Annotated in this window: 17 protein-coding genes; 7 read left to right on the forward strand and 10 right to left on the reverse strand. The window is 41.6% G+C overall.

Features of this window, described 5'->3' with window-relative positions; translation table 11 throughout:
- Positions 1-7: 7 nt before the first annotated feature.
- The 6 genes from rbsD to AOQ70_RS11800 all read right to left on the reverse strand — a co-directional run bounded on the left by rbsD (position 8) and on the right by AOQ70_RS11800 (position 6,076).
- A complete protein-coding gene (rbsD, locus tag AOQ70_RS11775) occupies positions 8-400 on the reverse strand; it encodes a D-ribose pyranase (protein WP_039181978.1) in 393 nt (130 codons plus the stop codon).
- Positions 397-1,275, reverse strand: coding sequence for a ribokinase (gene rbsK / locus AOQ70_RS11780; RefSeq protein ID WP_059376425.1), 879 nt, complete (start codon positions 1,273-1,275; stop codon positions 397-399). Before rbsK ends, rbsD begins: the two co-directional genes overlap by 4 nt.
- Positions 1,272-2,258 carry a LacI family DNA-binding transcriptional regulator gene (locus AOQ70_RS11785; protein ID WP_059376426.1) on the reverse strand — a complete coding sequence of 329 codons (987 nt, stop codon included), beginning with the start codon at positions 2,256-2,258 and terminating at the stop codon, positions 1,272-1,274. The genes rbsK and AOQ70_RS11785 overlap by 4 nt, the downstream gene beginning before the upstream one ends.
- A 117-nt stretch (positions 2,259-2,375) precedes the next feature.
- Positions 2,376-3,518: a Ger(x)C family spore germination protein gene (locus tag AOQ70_RS11790; protein ID WP_059376428.1), complete on the reverse strand. Its 1,143-nt coding sequence runs from the start codon at positions 3,516-3,518 to the stop codon at positions 2,376-2,378.
- The gene (locus tag AOQ70_RS11795) at positions 3,508-4,605 is read right to left on the reverse strand and encodes a GerAB/ArcD/ProY family transporter (protein ID WP_059376431.1); all 1,098 of its coding nucleotides are present in this window, start codon (positions 4,603-4,605) and stop codon (positions 3,508-3,510) included. The genes AOQ70_RS11790 and AOQ70_RS11795 overlap by 11 nt, the downstream gene beginning before the upstream one ends.
- Entirely contained in the window at positions 4,595-6,076 is a 1,482-nt protein-coding gene (locus tag AOQ70_RS11800; RefSeq protein WP_059376433.1) for a spore germination protein, read from the reverse strand. The genes AOQ70_RS11795 and AOQ70_RS11800 overlap by 11 nt, the downstream gene beginning before the upstream one ends.
- Positions 6,077-6,823: 747 nt before the next feature.
- Here AOQ70_RS11800 and pgsB point away from each other — a divergent pair.
- From pgsB to AOQ70_RS11820, 5 genes are all read left to right on the forward strand, one after another.
- A complete protein-coding gene (gene pgsB, locus AOQ70_RS11805) occupies positions 6,824-8,005 on the forward strand; it encodes a poly-gamma-glutamate synthase PgsB (protein ID WP_039181962.1) in 1,182 nt (393 codons plus the stop codon).
- A 15-nt stretch (positions 8,006-8,020) separates the two neighbouring features.
- Complete coding sequence (gene pgsC / locus AOQ70_RS11810; protein WP_007497520.1) at positions 8,021-8,470, forward strand: poly-gamma-glutamate biosynthesis protein PgsC; 450 nt, start codon at positions 8,021-8,023, stop codon at positions 8,468-8,470.
- 18 nt (positions 8,471-8,488) lie between these two features.
- Complete coding sequence (locus AOQ70_RS11815) at positions 8,489-9,655, forward strand: CapA family protein (RefSeq protein ID WP_059376434.1); 1,167 nt, start codon at positions 8,489-8,491, stop codon at positions 9,653-9,655.
- Complete coding sequence (locus tag AOQ70_RS19740) at positions 9,652-9,822, forward strand: hypothetical protein (RefSeq protein WP_087976066.1); 171 nt, start codon at positions 9,652-9,654, stop codon at positions 9,820-9,822. The genes AOQ70_RS11815 and AOQ70_RS19740 overlap by 4 nt, the downstream gene beginning before the upstream one ends.
- Positions 9,823-9,930: 108 nt before the next feature.
- Positions 9,931-11,154, forward strand: a complete 1,224-nt coding sequence (locus tag AOQ70_RS11820; RefSeq protein WP_039181956.1) for a C40 family peptidase — start codon at positions 9,931-9,933, stop codon at positions 11,152-11,154.
- Between the two features lie 56 nt (positions 11,155-11,210).
- On the opposite strand, the gene AOQ70_RS11825 is transcribed toward AOQ70_RS11820, so the two are convergent.
- Positions 11,211-12,092, reverse strand: a complete 882-nt coding sequence (locus AOQ70_RS11825; protein WP_180272449.1) for a Cof-type HAD-IIB family hydrolase — start codon at positions 12,090-12,092, stop codon at positions 11,211-11,213.
- 364 nt (positions 12,093-12,456) lie between these two features.
- Positions 12,457-13,422: an LCP family protein gene (locus tag AOQ70_RS11830; RefSeq protein WP_039181951.1), complete on the reverse strand. Its 966-nt coding sequence runs from the start codon at positions 13,420-13,422 to the stop codon at positions 12,457-12,459.
- A gap of 257 nt (positions 13,423-13,679) precedes the next feature.
- On the opposite strand from AOQ70_RS11830, the gene AOQ70_RS11835 reads away from it, so the two are divergent.
- Together AOQ70_RS11835 and AOQ70_RS11840 are read left to right on the forward strand one after the other, a co-directional pair.
- Entirely contained in the window at positions 13,680-15,044 is a 1,365-nt protein-coding gene (locus AOQ70_RS11835) for a sugar porter family MFS transporter (protein WP_126682393.1), read from the forward strand.
- Positions 15,045-15,180: 136 nt separating this feature from the next.
- Positions 15,181-16,578 carry a bifunctional glycosyltransferase family 2 protein/class I SAM-dependent methyltransferase gene (locus AOQ70_RS11840; protein ID WP_039181944.1) on the forward strand — a complete coding sequence of 466 codons (1,398 nt, stop codon included), beginning with the start codon at positions 15,181-15,183 and terminating at the stop codon, positions 16,576-16,578.
- A 186-nt stretch (positions 16,579-16,764) separates the two neighbouring features.
- Here AOQ70_RS11840 and AOQ70_RS11845 read toward each other — a convergent pair whose 3' ends face one another.
- Together AOQ70_RS11845 and AOQ70_RS11850 are read right to left on the reverse strand one after the other, a co-directional pair.
- Positions 16,765-17,910 (reverse strand): Ger(x)C family spore germination protein, encoded by a 1,146-nt coding sequence (locus AOQ70_RS11845; protein WP_047201907.1) that lies wholly within the window; start codon positions 17,908-17,910, stop codon positions 16,765-16,767.
- A complete protein-coding gene (locus AOQ70_RS11850; RefSeq protein ID WP_039181939.1) occupies positions 17,907-19,007 on the reverse strand; it encodes a GerAB/ArcD/ProY family transporter in 1,101 nt (366 codons plus the stop codon). Before AOQ70_RS11850 ends, AOQ70_RS11845 begins: the two co-directional genes overlap by 4 nt.
- Positions 19,008-19,010: the final 3 nt, after the last annotated feature.

A 19,010-nucleotide genomic window follows, 5' to 3' on the forward strand; every position in this document is an offset into this window, starting at 1 on the left:
CCTCCTTTTAAAAGATGACACCGGCATGAAGAATGCAGTTTGCGTATGGGGTGGCTTCACCCGTTCGAATGACTGCTTTTGCCTGTTTGGTCATGTCTTTGAACGTCTCGTGGTCTACTTCATGTAATGGTTTTGAGAACGCTTTCTTAAGAAATAAATGATCTCGTTCATTGGCCTCTTTGATTTCACTAGCCACAGTCATGTTTTCAACAGCCATTTCCTGAAGAAGGAGGGAGGTGACCTCCTGAAAGGACGGTGTGCCGATTGATAATGCCAGATCGATTTTGACTGGACCTTCTGGAATAGGGAGACCGCAGTCTGCGATGACGATTGTATCTGTATGGCCAAGGTCAGCAAGCACCTTGGCGATATGGCTGTTTAGGATGCCGTTTTTTTTCATTTCTTTTTCTCCAATTCTTCTCTTGTTGGCATGCCGCCTTGTGCGCCAAACTTTGTGACAGACATTGATGCTGCAAGGTTGGCAAAGGCAAGTGCGTCATAGAGGGATTTGCCTTCTGTTAGGGCGACAGCCAAGGCTCCGTTAAAGGTATCGCCAGCTCCTGTTGTGTCGACTGCTTCGACAGGTACACCTGGAACTAACACTTCTTTCGATCCATCAAAATATCGAACCCCATTTTTCCCTTCTGTGACTAGTAATTTGTTAGGGTATTGACGCAAGGCATCTTCAATTGGCAGACCATCAAACATCAGAACAGCTTCGTGTTCATTCGGCGTAATGTAAGCAGCCTGATCTAAAACCTGCTGCGATACTTTGCGGGCTGGTGCAGGGTTTAAAATCACAGGGATTTCTTTTTCACTGCAAATGGAGCAGACCGCTTCGACCGTTTCTTCAGGTATTTCCTGCTGGATAAGAACCATCCCAATATCATCAATTGTAGAAAGAGCATCATTTACATAGTCAGGAGTGACCTCATTATTTGCCCCTTTGACCACGACAATGCTGTTATCACCTTCTGCTAAAATGATATGAGCTGTGCCGCTCTCCATTTCGGTAACCGGTTTCATATATGAGGTGCGGACACCTTGTTTTTGTAAATTGCTCAGAATTTCCTGACCATAGGCGTCATCACCAACTCGGCCGACCATATATACATCTGCACCGAGTCTGGCACTTGCGACTGCTTGATTGGCACCTTTTCCGCCTGGGACCGTTTTAAACGATTCGCCTAAAACCGTTTCCCCGGCATTTGGCCGTTTATCTGATGTGACGACTAAATCCATTGAACAGCTTCCTACTACAACAATATGACTCATTGTGAATCCACCTTTCTTGTGGTCTCTCGTTCAATAAAAGAGACGGGCATTTGAATAACTGGCTGATCTATCGGTTGTTTCTGAATCGCTTTGATTAACAGCTGTGCCGCTTCTTTCCCCATCTCATAGGCGGGTTGCCTAATGGTCGATAAGGAAGGGAAAAGCAGCTCGCTTTGCGGAATATCATCAAATCCAATGATTTGAACGTCTCCTGGAATGGCTTTTCCAATACGAAGCGCTTCATGGATGACCGCTGTTGCGACGATGTCATTGCTGGCAATGATCCCATCTGTTTCAGGGTACAGCTGGAAGAGGGCTTTGGCGCTTTTTCGGGCTTCTTGAAAGGAAAAGGAAGCATTAGACATCACATGAAAGTCGACACCTGTATCCGTGAGAACATCGAGTGCGCCCTTGAAGCGCTGCCGAGCTGTTTGTAGATGGGCAGGTCCTTTTAGCAGTGTGATCTGCCGGCTGCCGCGTCTAATTAATTCCATTGCGGCCATTTTCCCGCCAGCTGCAGCATCTGCAAAAACAGAAGGTGCATGTGGAACGGTTCGATCTAAAAACACAACAGGTAAATCATCATCGTTGTATATAGCTGATTCAGGTTCATTTGTGACTGCGATGACACCGACCACTTGATTTTGTTTAAAGGTTTGTAAGTAGGCCATTTCCTTCTCTCGATCCTCATCACTGTTCCCGAATAATAACCGAAAACCGTGCGCATGAATCTCATCCTCAACACCTCTAGCTAGTTGAGGAAAGAAGGGGTTTGTGATATCAGGCAAGATTAAGCCGATTAAGCGTGATTCTCTTTTGAAAAGGGATCTAGCCACTTCATTGGGAAAGTAGTTCAACTCCTGCATCGCTTGTGTCACGCGGGTTTTCGTATCTGAATGGACGTATCCAGTATCATTGAGCACGCGTGAAACAGTGGCAACAGACACTTGTGCAGCTTTTGCAACATCTTTAATGGTAGCCAATGGAGAGCCTCCCTTCATGAATGTGTAACCGTTTACACACATAGATTATCACGAAAGCATCAAAATGACAATCTAAAAAAAATAAAAAAAGAAAAGAAAGATGACTTCTTCCTTTTCTTAACTAATAATACCTGTTTGTGTAATGTTCACTTTCACTTTTGGAATGATTTTCACCTTCGGATAATCGGTGACCCAGTTCATTTTCATATACTCATCATAGTGTCTTACCCGATATTTTCTGCCAAGGCTGAGAACGTCAGAATTCGCTTCTTGCAGGGCGGCAATGACTTTTTCAGCGTCTTTTGTGAAAATAGCTGATAGCCTTTTATTTAACATTTCAATTTTTTTATCTGTATCTAAATTGTCTTTCGGGTATTCAATAACAGAGGTGGTGAATTCAAACTCAAGAGAGAAGGTTAAGTTTCGGTGATCAGGATTGACGATTTTAATGTCTCTCTTTGAATCGGTTACTTGAACGGTGATGTAATTGTTCTCTTTTAATTTCATATCACTTCTTACTTTTTTCGTGAAGTTTGCATAGCTGCCCATTTTTCCATCCATAATGGTGAGCAGAATGGCATCCTGGGCATAGAGTTCACCTTTCTTTTTCTCATTATCAAATAAGGCAACCCCCCTCACACTCGTTAACTTTTTTGACTTATCGTAGTAGAGTAACGGCAGTGTGAAATCCTCACCGGTTTGCAGCATTTTGGACCGGATATTTTGAATGTTCTTAGGTGAAACTTGTGAGGAGCGTGATGCAGAAGTGATCAGGTTGTTTAAATAGTCGCTCACAATAAGTTTTTCCTTGAGCAGTTGATTGATTAAATCTACACAGCTCCCGCCTTGCACCACTGCCAAGTTTGCGAGTAAAGGGCTTTTGGGATCGCGGTAAAACATATCTAAGTAAGGGAGCAGCCGGTTTTGGGCAAATTCATCACCGATCAGCAGCACACGCATTTTCGACATATCGATTTTTTGGTCTACACTCCGGCTAAAGTTGCTTCTTGCTTTTCTTAAAGTAGGCGCATCGGTTGTGAGAACAGTGGTTAAATAACTGCCGGTATTTCCTTGCTGCATACTTTGAGACTGCTGCACCTTTCGATAGGTAATCGAATATCTCGCATTGTCATCCTCTCCTTGATCAACAGCTGAAGTTAAAACAAGAGAGATGTCTTTTAATAGGTTTTGATCCCAGCAGCCTGGCATGAAAATGAGAGAAACACACATAAGCAGTGTCAACATGTACTTATGACGCATGTGATTTCACCTTCTTTTTGCGGTGTTTGATCAAGATAATAACGGCCATCATGATCGGAAGTGTGTAAATAAATGAATATTGTGCAACAGTGGTAAAGTCATTAAAGCGCTGAATTCTAAAGTTATCAGTTGAAAGATAACAGCTTGCAGCATAAATCAAAATGGCAAAATAGTAGACATATTTTTTGTGATTTTTTTTCTTCAGCATACTGGATACACCATTTGCACAAAAGTACAGATAATTACTCAGTGTAGCTAGAATGACAAAGACCCAAAAGCTTAGAAAAATTAAATCCGTCCGCTCAATGACACCGAACGTAATGGTTTTTAAAAGGTACAAAACAGGATTCGGGATGACATTAAGCTCAGCCGGGCTGAAAAACATAAAACAAATTAATGTAATAAATAGGTAGTAAAGTGTCGTACATATATTTGAAATGGTCATCACTTTATATCGTTCCTTAATGGAGCCCTTCATTAGTGGAGAGATGACCAGAATCATCTCAAATCCATTCATTGACAATACCACATCCTTCAATCCAATTTGGAGTTGAGAAACATCCGTTTGGAAAAAAGGCATGAGATAATCAATATTGGTTCCTTTCAATGCATAGAACATCAATAGAGAGAGCATGAGCAAAAAGGGCGTTAAGATAAAGTTGAATCTGACAATGGCTGTAATTTGCTCCTTTGCGATATAGATAATGCATATCATGAGTAATAGGTTAATGACCCAGTTTGGTGTAAGCGGGAGCACCCATATGCCAAGAATCCTTGTGAATATTGAAAGCACAACGATACAAACCGAGGCAAAGTATACCGTATAGAGCGTGACCAAGATGCGTCCAATCCATTTTCCAAAGACCTCAATCAGCACTTGGAAAAATGACGTTTCAGGATACTTGTAGATGATATAAAGAAAAATCGTATTGATGATCTGTATAAAAAAACACGCTAAAATAATCGCCATCCAGCCATCGTGTCCTATGTCTTTCATCAGCAAATGGGGGAGAGCTAAAATTCCAACACCAATTTGAGATTGGATAATAAAAAAAACAGCTTGAGGTGGAGATATTTTATTTTTCATCTTTCTTTTTCCACCCTCTCAGTTGTTCAATTTGTTTGCTCTTTTGCGGATTTAAATAAACAGGTCGGTTCTTGTACATCCACATTGGGAGTCGAACCACAGTATCTTTTAAGTCCTGCCAGTTAAATGGAGCAACAGGTGATAAATATGGTACCCCTAGTGATTCTAAGCGGCATAAATTCATGAGCATAATGGCGAGCCCAAATGAAATGCCAATAAATCCAAACATCGATGCCATAAACATGAGCGGAAAACGAAGCATCCTGATGGTGGACGTCATTTCAAACGACGGAAGTACAAATGAAGCCACAGCTGTTACAGCGACTACAATCACTTGGACATTCGAAATAAGTCCTGCTTGTACAACCGCATCCCCAATAACCAAACCACCTACGATTCCAATGGTCTGCCCGATTGGTTTAGGCAGACGCACTCCAGCCTCACGTATGAGTTCAATCGTGATCTCCATCAAAATAGCCTCTATTAATGGAGGAAAGGGAATTCCGATAATAGAGTTCTTCATCGTAATGGCTAGTTCATCTGGGACAACCTCATAATGAAACGCAATAACAGCAATATAAAAAGATGGCAATATAACTGCGATAATGCAGGCAAGATAACGCAAAATTCGAATAAACGTAGCAGGAATCCAGCGGCTGTTATAATCATCCGGTGACTGAAAGAAGCTAAAGAACGTGATAGGCAGAATGATGGCCATTGGACTACCATCCATGAGTACGACTATTCTGCCTTCAAGGATCGCAGATCTCACCTTATCAGGGCGTTCTGTATCAATCAGCTGCGGGAAAATAGAAAATGAATCCTCCTCAATTGCCTCAACGATAGAGCCAGGACTTAACAGTGTGTCTACTTTAATAGAAGAAATCCGTCTGTTGACCTCTTCGACCTTTTCTTGATTGGCAATATCAGATATATAAACCGTTGCAAGCTTTGTTTCCGATTTTGTACCGATCTTATGATATTGAATGGCGAGCTTCCGATCATTTAAATGGGAACGCAGTAAGTAGATATTGGTATCAAGACTTTCAACAAATCCATCATGTGCGCCTGCGATAATACTTTCCGAAGAAGGTTCAGAAATAGAGCGCAGCGGAGGCTGTCCAACAGCAAATAGCTTAATTTGTGAGGAGTTTTCATCAAGAAAGGCAATACTTCCTGCAATAATACTGTCTGTGATCAGCGTCAAGTCGCCTGTTTCAAGTGTGCTAAGAGATTTTGTATAATCCTGCTTTCCAGGAGGGCCTAACAAGTTGCCGATGATGAAATCATTTAGTTTTCCTTCATCTATTCTTGTTTTTATAAAAAGCAGCGCAGATTTCGTCTCATTCACCATTAATTCTCGGTATTCAAAATCACCGCTTTGCTGAAATGTTTTTTTCAGGATCCGGATTTTTTCCTCGAAGCTGCCTGATAAAAAATGCAGGCGAGTTTGCTCATTGGTGTTTGGCATCTTTAGCCTCCTCTCACAGATTTTTTAACCATAGTGTAAGCGGAGATGCGAATTTTATTCGTCACCTTTGGTGAAAGCATGACATGAGCTGACAACTTTCAACTAAATTCATATTAAAAATGTTAAGAAATGATGAATCTTGATAAAAACAAATGAATAATGTTTCATTGTTTAGGTCATAAGGTGCGAATCTCGTAAAGAGAAGGTACACCTAAATGATCAATGTTTTACATCTTATCCCAATTTTTCGTGACCTAAAAATAAGCAGATGACTTGATTTTTTTAGAGGTGACCTTTGTCATAGGTCAACACACAGCAATCTGACCAATGAGAATGACTTTCTAACCTGTTCGTTCAAAAATATAAAACATTCCAAAACACGCACTATTTATTTAAAGCGCTGATATGACTGATGTTATAGAGAATAAAAGGCTTTAAAACATTGATTCAAAATACATCTTAATAATTGTCGAAAAATTTAGGGAGAAAAGGACAAAAGATTTTCGGATCATTGATGTTAACGCTTTCTCTTGAATTCAGCAGAAATTCAGGCTGATTTTTGTCCGTCTTTTGGCCTTTTCATTTAAAGGATAGGTAGGCAAAAAAGCCTTTTGATTAGAGGAATTTGGCATACGAGGAAGTGAAAGATTATGTTACATAATACCGATTGTGATTTTATGCTGAACCTATATACTGTTGATTGAATTTACATATCACACTCATAAAAAAAGGAGATGTAGATAAGCGATGTGGTTAATCGTTATAGCCTGTGTCATCATGTTAGGGATTGGCTTTATTGAAAAGAAGCGTCATCAGAAAAATATCGATGCCCTGCCGGTGCGCGTCAATATTAATGGTATTCGCGGAAAGTCTACCGTCACAAGATTGACAACCGGTATCTTAATGGAGGCAGGTTATAAAACTGTCGGTAAAACAACGGGAACGGATGCAAGAATGATTTATTGGGATACGCCAGAGGAGAAACCGATTAAAAGGAAACCGCAAGGACCGAATATCGGAGAGCAGAAGGAAGTTATGAGAGAAACAGTTGAAAGAGGAGCAAATGCCATCGTCAGTGAATGTATGGCGGTAAATCCAGATTACCAAATTATCTTTCAGGAAGAGCTGCTTCAAGCAAACATTGGCGTAATCGTAAACGTTCTTGAAGATCATATGGACGTCATGGGGCCAACACTTGATGAAATAGCAGAAGCCTTTACAGCGACAATTCCTTACAATGGACACTTGGTTATTACGGATAGTGAATATACGGATTTCTTTAAAGAGATTGCGAAAAAACGCAACACAGAAGTCATTGTTGCAGATAATTCCAAGATTTCTGATGAGTTTTTGCGGAAATTTGAGTACATGGTTTTCCCAGATAATGCTTCACTGGCACTTGGTGTTGCCCAAGCATTAGGGATTGATGAAGATACGGCATTCAGAGGAATGTTAAATGCGCCACCTGATCCAGGAGCGATGAGAATTCTTCCATTAATGGACGCGAAAACACCTGGACACTTTGTAAATGGATTTGCGGCAAATGACGCATCCTCTACATTGAACATTTGGAAGCGTGTGAAAGAAATTGGATATCCAACAGATGAACCGATTATTATTATGAACTGCCGTGCGGATCGAGTAGATAGAACGATCCAGTTTGCGGAGGATGTACTTCCTTATATTGAAGCAAGTGACCTTGTCTTAATTGGTGAAACAACAGATCCAATTGTGAAGGCATATGAGGAAGGGAAAATTCCGGCTGACCACTTACACAACCTTGAATATCAATCTACAGAACAAATTATGAATATGCTTGAGAAAAAGCTTCATAATCGAGTGGTTTATGGAGTCGGCAATATCCATGGTGCCGCTGAACCGTTAATCGAAAAAATTCAAGAATACAAAATTAAGCAGCTTGTCAGCTAGGAGGAAATATAGAAAATGTTCGGATCAGATCTTTATATCTCGTTAATTTTAGGTGTTCTACTCAGTTTAATCTTTGCAGAAAAAACAGGAATCGTACCAGCTGGACTTGTTGTTCCGGGTTATCTGGCGCTCGTATTTAACCAGCCAGTCTTCATTTTAGTCGTCTTATCTGTCAGCTTGCTTACGTATGTGATCGTTCGTTTTGGCTTATCAAAATTCATGATTTTATACGGACGCAGAAAGTTTGCTGCGATGTTGATTACAGGGATTGCCTTAAAACTCATATTTGATTTCTTCTATCCAGTGGTCCCATTTGAAATAGCAGAATTCCGCGGAATTGGAATCATCGTCCCTGGATTGATTGCGAATACGATTCAAAAGCAAGGTCTTACAATTACCCTTGGAAGCACGTTACTTCTAAGTGGTGCAACATTTGCCATCATGTATGTTTACTATCTATTTTAAGATAAGGTGTGTCCAATGATGAATAAAAAATTGAGCTTTCAGGAAAAGCTGCTGAAAATCACAAAGAACCAAAAGAAAAAGACGAATAAACACGTACTCATTGCTTTACCGATCGTCATTGCTTGTACATTTCTATTTACGTTTATCGGGAAAGCACAAGTGCCAACTGTACAAAAGAATCCAGAAAACATCCTGACCGCTTCGTTTGTCGGTGACATTATGTTTGGAAGAAACGTAGAGAAAGTAACAGAACGCTATGGTAAAGAGCATCTCTTTCGCTATGCCAAGCCATATTTTGATGTGTCAGATTATGTGACAGGAAACTTTGAGCATCCAGTCGCATCAGATAAAGAACAGGCAGCCCAAAAGAATATTCATTTAAAAACAGATGAAGATTCTGTCCAAGCATTGAAGGATTTAAATTTCTCTGTCTTAAACTTTGCCAATAACCATGCGGCAGACTATGGTGAAAAAGGGCTGAATAATACAATCGATGCCTTTGAACAAACTGACATGGATTATACAGGTGCAGGTCGTAACCTCCAAGATGCGAAGCAGAACATTTCATACAAAGAAGTAAATGGTGTCAAAATTGCAACGCTTGGTTTTACAGATGTGTATGGGAAAGATTTCAAAGCAACGAATCGCCATGCGGGTATTCTGCCAGCCGATCCATCTATCTTTATTCCGATGATTTCGCAGGCTGCTGAAAAGGCAGATCTCGTCGTTGTTCATGCTCACTGGGGACAGGAGTACAACAATGAAGTAAACGACAGACAAAAAGAATTGGCAAGAGCGATGTCTAAGGCCGGTGCTGATATCATTATCGGTGCTCACCCGCACGTCCTTGAACCGATGGAAGTTTATAATGGAACGGCGATTTTCTATAGCCTAGGAAACTTTATTTTTGACCAAGGCTGGTCAAGAACACGTGATTCTGCACTTGTTCAGTATCATCTGAATGAAGATGGAAAAGCGACATTTGAAGTTGTCCCAATGTACATCAAAGAAGCAACACCTGCCCCAGTAAAAGCAGGATCTCTTGAATCAAAAGCGATTATCCGTATGCTGACCAATGGAACGAATGCGGATTGGAAAGAAAAAGACGGACACATTTTCTTTGAAGTAGATCACGCTGATAAAGTTAAAAACTTAAAAGAAAACGGAGGGAAAGAGAAGAAATGAAATTCCTAAAAGCAAGCTGGCCGTTTGTTGCGTTAATCTTAGTCTTTGTCTTTATGTCTGCTTTTAAATTTAGTGACAGTCTGACAGATCACGAGAAACAAAAGATCTCGGTTGAAATGCAGAAAATTGAACAGCAAAAGCAGTCAAAAGCGGAAGCAGGTAAATAACCTAAATAGGAGAAAGGGCACGCACATCGCGTGTTCTTTTTTTGTCGAAAAAGGGTGTAAAATGAATGGTGTCATGCCGAAACTATAGAAGATAGGAGGGAAAGGATCATGAAATGGAAAGGAATGTTGATCGGAGGGTGTGCGCTTGTAGGGCTGATGTTCATGTCTCAACCAGCGGTATCTGCTCAAACACCATCTCTTTTGGAGCAAGCGGAAAAGCTGATTGGAACGCCTTATCATAAAGGAGGAACCGATCCAAAAACGGGCTTTGATGCATCTGGGTTTATTCAATATGTGTACAAGACATCCGAAACATTTGATTTGCCGCGGAAGGTAATTGACCAATATCAGATTGGAAAAAAGGTATCATGGGAGAAAGCGCAGCCCGGTGACCTTGTGTATTTCCGAAGTCTTGAAGAAACGAAGGATATCCCAACACATGTGGCGTTGTACGCGGGGAACGATCAGGTCATCCATATTACGCTTAGTCAAGGTGTGGTGAAAACGGATGTCAGCAAAAGCAAATATTGGACTGATCGATTTTATGCGGTCAAACGCTTGCCCGGCACACAAAACATTTCTGATGACCCTCTTGTGAAAGATGCGATGACCTATTTAGGTATTCCTTATGTATTTGGAGGAACCGATCCAAAGACTGGATTCGACTGCTCAGGATTTTTACAGTATTTATTTGAAAAATCACTTGGTATTTATTTACCTCGAAGTGCTGAACAGCAGTGGACCGTTGGAGAAAAAGTGGCATTAGACGATATTCGCCCTGGGGATTTTGTCTTTTTTAGCAACACATATAAGCCAGGAATTTCTCATGTAGGTATGTATATTGGAGGCGATCGCTTTATTCATGCGAGCCGTTCTGAAAGTGTGACAATTTCTTATTTGTCTGAATCGTATTGGCGCGAAAAATGGACAGGTGCCAAACGATTAACAGATCTGGAGCTTTCGAAAGAGGACCCTATCGTATCAAAAGCTGCTACGTATATTGGCGAAGTCCCTTATGTCAAAGGCGGTACGAACCCAAAACAAGGATTTGATACAGCAGGGTTCACGCAGTACGTGTATCAAGAAGTGCTTGGCATTGAGTTGCCTCGCTATGCATCAGGTCAAGTCAAAGCAGGTACGCCTGTGAAACGTTCTGAGCTTCAGCCGGGAGATCTTGTCTTCTTTAGCGGGACATCATTGATGCCGGCAATTTATGCAGGATCAAATCAAGTCATTCATGTGACTGTTTCAAACGGTGTTGTCTTAACCAATATGAAAACAAGTACGTACTGGAAGGACAAATATGAAACGGCTGTTAGAATCAAAAAATAAAGAAAAAGCCCGATCAATACTTGTATCGGACTTCTCGACTTCTCTCTAGGCGCTGATCAGACAAGCGTCTTTTTTTCATGGAATTGATTTTGTAAAAGAAGATCAATAAAATAAGCGACACCATCTTCATGATTCCCTTTTGTGATGTAAGTGCTCTTTTCTTTAATGACATCAACCGCATTCCCCATTGCAATGCGGTGGCCTGATTCTTCAAACATAGAAAGGTCGTTTGGGCTGTCACCAATTGCATAAATATGTGAGCGGTCTACACCATAATGGGCTGCGAGTTTTTTCAGGGCATGTCCTTTTCCAGACTCTTTTGGCAGTACCTCAATAATATGTTTTCCAGACGAGGTCAATGAAAGCTCGGGCATGTCTGCCAGAAGATTTCGTGCTTCGGTCAGTTTGTTCATATCAAACGAGAAGCAGAGTAATTTATAGGTCGGTTCATTCGACTCAAAAATTTGACGGATATCATCCACTGGTTTGATGCCAAATTGTTTAAATTGCGTCATGGCTCCTTCCCATAGATCAGCGAGATCCTCATTTGGGTTTGCGCTTTCGATCAGATCAAATTCTGCTTTTAGTTTCTCTTTTCCATCGTAAGGAGAGAGGAGAGCATCGTCCGTATAGACTTCAAAGTAAATGTTTCGTTCCACTAATGCCTTAGCAGCGCGCTTGCCCGCTTCTTGGTCCAATGTGATTCGGCTGAAAAGCTCGTATCCTTCTGTATGGACAGTCCCGCCGTTTGCCGCAATAATGGGGATGTCCAAATCGCCAAGCAGCTCCTTTACATCAAAAGTTGCCCGCCCTGTACAGATGGTCACAATATATCCCGCTTCCTTCGCACGAATCAATGCCTCTCGGTTTTGAGCGGATATTTCACTTTTTGTATTTAAAAGTGTACCGTCTAGATCAATCGCAATCATTTTTTTCATCGCTGTCAAATCCTCCTTCATTCATGCAATAGCCTCTTCAAAGTATGTACGATTTCCTTCATTCTCATAAAAAAAGGATGGTTGATTCCTCACTATCAAGGCTAAACAAAAATGAGCGAATGATCAAGGAAATAAGAAAAAGCGCCCCTTAGGGACGCTTCCAGCGTGTAGACAAACCCTCGCATTCGGTGTCAGGTCTGCGCTCCGGTACTCACGAATCTCAAATTCGCTCTGTTCCGGTGCTCGCCCTTCCTAGGGCTGCAAAGGTTTTCTATCACGCTGAAAAGAAGACAAAGGGCTAAAATCAAGATCATTTTAGCCCTTTGGTCAACAATCTAAAAGCGCCCCAAAGGGACGCTTCTATTTATGATAATTCAAGCTGCTTCTTCAATTCAGTCTTCACTTCGTTCAGCTGGTTTTGATCCAATTGGAAATAATAAACCCCGTTTGGCTGGTAATCAGATCCTTTAAGCTGGATAGTATCAACCGATTTCAATGAAGTTAAAAGCGGGAAAAGACCGACTAACTCCTTCATAGAAAGGGTGGTTGACACATTATCGCCGAGTGTATCAATGATATTGTCGTATGACGGAATAGATGTTAAAGATTTTGATTTATCAAAAATGGCTTTTAACACTTCCATTTGACGCTGTCCACGCATTAAGTCACTATCTGCTTTTCTCGTTCTCACATAGGCGAGCGCTTGATCACCATCTAGTGTATGAGTTCCAGTTTGAAGCACAACCTTGCCTTTTGTATCTTTTTTAATCTGTTTCACAAGGTAATCGTCCTTGATGTTAATAGGAACACCGTTTAATTCGTTGACGATTTCTTTAAATGCTACAAAATTACTTTGGATGACAAAATCGACCGGAATATCTAGTAAATCTTCAACTGTACTTACTGTTAAATCTGCACCGCCAAATGCGTGTGCGTGAGTAATTTTATCAAAACCGTGGCCTGGAATATTAACGTATGAGTCCCTGGGAATGCTTAATAATTTAACGGTTTTGTTTGTGCGGTTAATAGTTGCCAACACCATTGCATCGCTTCGTGCTTGTTTCACTGTTTCGCCCGGTCTGCTATCAATTCCAAGCAGCAAGACAGAAAAGCTGTCTTTTCCTGGATCGAATGCTTCAATCCGTTTCACAGATTGTGCGCCGCGATCAAGAGATACTTGAGCCTTTTTGGCAGCAGTTGTTACTTTGTAGTAGGCGTAGCCAGTAACAGAAGCGGTCGTCAGTAAAAGAATACCAAATATAAAAAGAGTGACTTTCACCCATGGTTTTAAACGCTTTTTCCCTTTGCGTTTACTTCGTGATTGATCCATATATTTTAAACCCTCGCTATGATTTTATAGTAAAGATGTCCTTCTTTATGCTTACAAACTAAAACAAATATACCTTAAAACGGGATATAGTGCGACATTTTTTTCACTAACGCTTAATTGACGTATCCTTCTCGTAAAAAGTTTCAAAGATATACAAATGAAATATATTTGTCATAAAACATCGAAATGTTTGAAATGACAGGAAGTGAGGAAAATGACTTTTCATAGAGTACAGAGACAAAAGTGGGGTTATGAACATGAAAAATCGGAATGGATGGCTTTATTTCTTCGGCGCCCTTGGCGGTGCTTTATATGGCTATGATACAGGTGTCATCTCTGGCGCCATCTTATTTATGAAAGAGGATTTAGGTTTAAATGCTTTTACAGAGGGGCTTGTCGTCAGCTCGATTTTAATCGGAGCGATGCTTGGTTCCTCTCTTTCTGGAAAGCTGACAGACCAATTTGGGCGGAAAAAAGCCATCATCGCCGCAGCGATTTTGTTTATTATCGGCGGATTTGGTACAGCTCTTGCCCCTAATACGGAAGTGATGGTCTTATTCCGAATTGTACTAGGGCTCGCTGTCGGGTGCTCGACAACGATTGTTCCATTATATTTATCTGAACTTGCGCCAAAAGAATCACGAGGGGCACTATCCTCTTTAAACCAGCTCATGATCACATTTGGTATTCTTCTAGCCTATATTGTGAACTACGCTTTAGCGGATGCAGAGGCATGGCGCTTGATGCTTGGAATTGCGGTTGTTCCTTCTGTTCTTTTATTATCTGGAATTTTGTTTATGCCGGAAAGTCCCCGCTGGCTGTTTGTCCACGGACAGGCTGATCGTGCGAAGGAGATATTATCTAAACTCAGAAAAAGTAAGCAAGAAGTGGAAGAAGAAATTTCGGATATTCAAAAGGCGGAAAGTGAAGAAAAAGGCGGTTTTAAGGAATTATTTGAGCCATGGGTACGCCCAGCATTGATTGCCGGTGTCGGCCTAGCCTTTCTGCAGCAGTTTATCGGTACAAATACAATCATTTACTATGCACCAAAAACATTCACAAGTGTTGGCTTTGGAAATTCTGCGGCGATTTTAGGCACTGTCGGAATTGGTGCAGTGAATGTCATCATGACGTTTGTTGCCATCAAAATCATTGACCGTGTAGGGCGGAAAGCGCTGCTCCTATTTGGGAATGCAGGAATGGTCCTTAGTTTAATTGTCCTGTCAGTGGTCAACCGATTTTTCGAAGGGTCGACAGCTGCAGGATGGACAACCGTTATTTGTTTAGGTCTCTTTATCGTCATCTTTGCTGTCAGTTGGGGGCCAGTCGTTTGGGTGATGCTTCCAGAGCTGTTCCCGGTACATGTAAGAGGAATCGGTACAGGTGTATCGACCTTCCTCCTTCATACAGGAAATTTAATCATCTCGCTTACATTCCCAGCTTTATTAAGCGCGATTGGTATCAGTAATCTCTTCCTCATCTATGCGGTCATCGGCGTAGGCGCCTTCTTATTTGTGAGGTACTTGGTGACCGAAACGAAGGGGAAAAGTCTTGAAGAAATTGAAGAAGATTTAAAAAAGAGAAATCGTGCCGTCGCAGGTGACGAAGGGAAAACAGTGTGAACAATGGCCAGCTGCCGTATGCAGCTGGTTTTTCTATGTTAAACAAACGTTTAATCAAGAAAGGACATTCCCTCATCTTCTGAACGTGCTTCCTATCACATACATATGGAACAGGCGGGCGAAAGGTGGAAATGAGATGAAAGGGAAAACAAGCATTGTCATGCTGACGTACAACGAACTCCATTTAACGAAAACATGTATCGAAAGCATTAAACAGCATACGAGCAGCGACCAATATGAACTCATCATCGTTGATAATGCGTCAACTGACGGCACGAAGGAATATGTAAGAGAGCTGGATGATGTGATTTTCATTGATAATGAAAAGAATGAAGGCTTTGCAAAGGGATGTAATCAAGGGGCAAAAGAAGCTTCAGGAGACAGCATTCTCTTTTTAAATAATGACACGATCGTGACGGAAAATTGGCTTCCTCCATTAAAAGAGGCGCTATTCGCATCAGAACAGATTGGGATGGTGGGGCCAGTCTCCAATTATGTAAGCGGCCCTCAGATGGTCCAGCCGTCGTATACAGATGTGAAGGAGCTCCCAGCGTTTGCTAAGGAATATACGTCTAAGAGAAAAGGTCAGAGAACTTATGTGCACCGGCTTGTAGGGTTTTGCTTGCTCGTGAAAAGAAAGCTGATCGAGGATGTGGGGTTATTTGATGAGCGGTTTGTATATGGATCATTTGAGGATGACGATCTTTGCTTACGTTCATTACTGCAAGGGTATCAGCTGCAAATTGTGCATGATTCCTTTGTGCATCATCATGGTCATGCTACCTTCAATGCCAATCAAGAAACGAACATCTCTACACTGTTTACTGAAAACAGACTTCGATTTTTAGATAAGTGGGGCATAGATCTAAATTTGATCACCCCTCATCCGTATTTTACGGAATTACTCCCTGAGGAAGCTGCATGTGTGCTGGATGTTGGGTGCGGTGCAGGAGCTACCGGGCTTGAACTAATGAATCGTCAGTCTGTACAGATGTACGGGGTAGAGGCGGATGCATTAAAAGCAGCTGTCGCAAAGGCGTATTACGAAGAAGTGATTGAGGCAAATGCGGATGAATACCCATGGTCAGAGAAAGAGGCCTTTTTTGATGCGGTCATTTTTTCAGATGTTTTAGAGCATGTGTCAGACCCTTGGCACATCATTGAGCAAGCACACGCATCTTTAAAGCCAGACGGTATCATCATTTGCTGCCTGCCTAACATGATGCATGCAGAGGTGCTTCTTCCTTTGATGACAGGGGACTTTACGTATCAAGATGTAGGAATTTTAGATCGAACCCATATGCGGTTCTTCACACCAAACACCATGCGTGCGCTTTTCCCAGACCAATTGTTTGAACGCGTGATCGAGCAGCGGGTCAATGTACAGATTGATCAAAACGTTCAATTGTTTTTTGATGAGGTGGCAAGAATAGGAGCATCACTTGGCTTTCAAACAAAATCGTTGTCTGACCAAGTGACTTTGTATCAGCTTCTCATTGTCGTACGTAAAAAAGACGGCTCCTCATCGGGATAACCACTTCAGCGTGTAGCCAAATCCTCGCATTCGCCCGCAGGTCTGCGCTCCGGTGCTCGTCCTTCCTAGGGCTGCAAAGGTTTTCTATCACGCTGAAAAGAAGACAAAGGGCTAAAATCAAGATCATTTTAGCCCTTTGTCAACAGTATGAGGGCGGCCCCCCACCGGGATAACCGCCTTTTGGCATTACCATTTAAAGCTTTTTGTTGCGCCTTCTGCACCAAAGTTCAAAATGCTGACTTTGACATCGTAATCGATGGCTGCTTCTTGGAATAGCCTATCCCACTCGGTACCGTGCTGATCCCAATAGTCGGGATATTTCATACGGAACTGCTGGTTTAAAAATATGGGATCAACGCCGACTTCTTTTTGCACATGATTTACTGCTTTTTGAATGCGTTCTTTAATTTTATGAGCAAAGATACGCTCAAATCGTTTGATGTACTGCTCATCGAATGAGTTTTCAGGAGGATATTGATCCTCAGACAATTTTCCATTTGTTTGTATGCTAATTTTAAAGGATACCTTTCCGTCTTTCAGATAGGGCTTGACCTTAGTTTTTGCTTTTTTTATTTCATACGTGATCGGATAACCTTTGTAGGTGGCAGGTACAACGCCGCCAGTGATACGGCCCATTACCCAGTTTAAAGATTGGACATCTTTTGCTGGGATAAAACCAATCAGCTTTCTCGTTTTCCCATGTATGATTCCTGCCCCATCATAAATAATTTCACTGTTGATCACATCTACACTTTGTACGAGGAAGCTAACGCCCATCTGAAAGTAATCAGACGACCGGCCTATACGTGTTGGCGGTGCGATCTTCCCGTTAAAGCTTCGGTTTTTGGATGTTTCAAAGATATGCTCAACCGGTACCTTCTGTTGAGACTTTAACTTTTGATTGATGACTTTTGACGCATCTCCTCGTGACACGAGGAGATAGCTGCTGCGCCGAACCTCATCATCTCGAATAAAATGATTAAGTGTTCCTTGAATATCGTGATGCTCTGCTTGATTTCTGCCAAACAAGAAGATTTTCATGTGATCACTATAGATCGGCGGGTCCTTCAAGGCGACATTACTGACAGCCTCAAGCACATTTTTTCCTTTGGAGACAACATTCACATAGCCGGGAGAATCGGCTTCTTGTGTTCCACTTGATTTCGGTACAAGGTTTTGGTAGGTCAGCTTAACTCCATTGTCATCTTCCTCATCAATACCAACCCCGCGTACAAACGATAGTTTTTCAATATCCTTTAAGTCCCAGCAGCCTGCTGATAGAAGGAAAAGACAGCAGGAAAAAAAGAATAACAGTATACGCCTGCCTCTCATGTAGAACGACCTCCCCATTTTTTGCGTATCATCAGCAGGATAGCAGTAATAAAAGGAATGGCTAAAACCGCAAACAATGCGTAGCCGAGTAAAGTAGAGTAGTAAAAGACTTCGTTGATATTTCTAGGGAAAAGTGAGAGTGCTGATGTAATCAAAAATAACAGCCATAACAGTCTCGTTATATTGGTTGTTTTAAAAACAGTGAAGCAGCCTTTAATCGCAAACTGGAAAAAACCCAGCATACAAATGAACTGCTGGCACGTCCAGATCGTCAGTAAGAAAATATCAAATCGTTCGATAAACACCCCTTCAAGTTCAAGCGCTTGTATAAGAGAAACCGTCGGCCAAGTGAGAGATTTCGTTTCACCAACGGTCATGGAGCCAATCACTATAAAGAGTGTGAGGGAATATACAAGAGAAGTAATTCCAACCCCGATCGCAGCCGCCCATTTTGCCTTAGACCATTTGTCTTTATAAATGAGCGGGACAACAAACAAAATCACTTCAAACCCTGTAAATTGAATAAAGGTTTGAGAGAAAAGGTTACTAAAATCTTTAAAACCATGCGCCATCACAGGGCGCAAATAATTAAAATCAAATATTTTTAAACAAAACAGCATGAGCGCTATGTAAATGACCATGGTGATCGGATAAATATAGGTCACCATTTTGACGACTGGAAAAATACCGCTTTTCAAATGATAGATCGCCACGAGTAAAAAAATCATCACAATCACGGTCATGGGAGTCGATTGCAGCAGGAAAAACTGAACCACTTCCCCAAGGACACGTGCCTCAAAGCCGACAATGCCTAGTAAATAGGCGATCAGCATTAAATTAAAGATTGTGCCAAAGAATGCCCCTGCTCCTTTTGTATTTGACTCGAAAATGGTGTCTGGTGCATTCTTTTCGGCAATCCAGCCCAACAAAAAAGCAACGAAAGCAAAGATGACGCCCTGTATTAATACAATGATCCAGCCATCAGGGTATCCTGAATTGGCAGAACTGCGTGGAATGGTTAAAATTCCAGCGCCTATCATTGTAGAGCTGCAGAGAATGGTTACTTGTAACAATGATAGCCTTTCAGGTCTGTACATCGT

It is taken from the genome of Bacillus sp. AM 13(2015) (assembly GCF_001518755.1).
Lineage (GTDB): Bacteria > Bacillota > Bacilli > Bacillales > Bacillaceae > Bacillus > Bacillus safensis.